Origin of the sequence: Streptomyces sp. NPDC057307 (genome assembly GCF_042667665.1) — a bacterium.
GTDB lineage: Bacteria > Actinomycetota > Actinomycetes > Streptomycetales > Streptomycetaceae > Streptomyces.
Genome location: NZ_JBHUZM010000279.1, coordinates 1 through 1486 on the forward strand (window position 1 = coordinate 1; position 1486 = coordinate 1486).

2 protein-coding genes are annotated in these 1486 nt (G+C 72.3%); both read left to right on the forward strand.

Translation table 11 applies throughout. The features are described from left to right. Positions 1–64 precede the first annotated feature (64 nt). The gene (locus ACFUN8_RS37310; RefSeq protein ID WP_383647881.1) at positions 65–1030 is read left to right on the forward strand and encodes a DUF1648 domain-containing protein; all 966 of its coding nucleotides are present in this window, start codon (positions 65–67) and stop codon (positions 1028–1030) included. Position 1031: 1 nt separating this feature from the next. Next, complete coding sequence (locus ACFUN8_RS37315; RefSeq protein ID WP_383647884.1) at positions 1032–1391, forward strand: GntR family transcriptional regulator; 360 nt, start codon at positions 1032–1034, stop codon at positions 1389–1391. Positions 1392–1486 lie beyond the last annotated feature (95 nt).

The window sequence follows — 1486 nt, forward strand, 5'->3', positions numbered from 1 at the left end:
CTGCCGGGGCGGTTGCTTTATGCCTCGTTCATTGTTCTAGTAGTATGCGAACAAGGGAGGTTTTATGAACCAGGCTCGTGTCCGCCTCGCGACCGTCACCGCCGCGCCGTTCGTGCTGGCGCTCGGTGTCCAGCTGGCCGTTCCGCTCGTCGTCGGGGACCGGCTGCCCGACTCGCTCGCCACCCACTTCGACCTCTCCGGCGACGCCGACCGCGACCCGATGTCCCGCACCGCGGCCCTCGTCTCAGGCGTCCTGCTCTTCCTCGGAGTCGGCGCGCTGTGGGTCGCCTCGGCGCTCGGCAGCCCGCTCACCGCGCGCGGGGTGCGGCGGCTGACGGCGGGGGGCTGGGCACTCAACGGATTCCTGGGCTACGCGCTCACCGCGACGCTCTTCGCCAACCTCGACGCGACCGACAGTTCAACCGTCCACCTCCCGCTGTGGCAGCTCGGCGTCGCCGCGGCCGTCGCCCTGGCGGCGGCCGGCGCGGGCCTGCTGCTCACCCGCCTCGTACCGGACCCGAAGCCCGAACCGCCGGGGGACGACGCCACGGCCAGGATCGACCTGGCGGACGGCGAACTGGCCGGCTGGTCCCGGCGTACGGGATCAGGCCCACTGCTCGCGGCCGCTCTGGTGACCCTGGTCGCCGGGGTGTTCGTCGCGGTCGCCGTCAGCCCGCTGTACGGTCCAGTGGTGTTCCTCATCGGCCTGTCGGCCCTGGTCCTCGCCTCCGCGCATGTGTCGGTCGACCGGCACGGACTCACCGTCCGTATGGGCGCGCTGTCCTGGCCGCGAGTACGGGTGCCGCTGGACGGCATCGACACGGCGAGCAGCCGCCGGATCAACGCGGTCGCCGACTTCGGAGGCTGGGGCTACCGCATCCGCCACAAGCGCACGGGCGTCGTGCTGCGCTCGGGCGAGGCGATCGTGGTACGCCGGACCAACGGCCGCGAGTTCGCCGTCACGGTGGGCGATTCGGTGACGGCCGCCGCGCTGCTCAATACGCTCGTCGACCGGCGGAAGAGGATCTGACGTGCTCTTCCGGGTGGATCCGGCGTCCTCGGTGCCGCTCGGCGACCAGATCGCTGGGTCCGTGCGCGGCGCCATCGCCGACGGCACGGTGAACCCCGGCGACCGCCTCCCGGCGGCGCGGGCCCTCGCCGACTCGCTCGGCGTCAACGTCCATACGGTGCTCCGCGGTTACCAGCGGCTGCGCGAGGAGGGCCTGATCGAACTGCGCAGGGGCCGGGGCGCCGTGGTCGTACCGGGACCGGTCTCGCCCGGCCGCGCCAAGCTCCTTGAGCGCGTACGCGAACTGGTCGCCGAGGCACGTGAGTTGGGGATGTCGGAGGAAGAGCTGATGTCCATCGTTCGGCTGGGCCTGACCACCTGACATCACGTCATATCGCAGGGGCGTCGTGTCGCCATGCCGGCGAACGCACTCCGGGCGTGGGGGGGGGGGGGCGCGGAGTGACGCGCGGCCCCGGC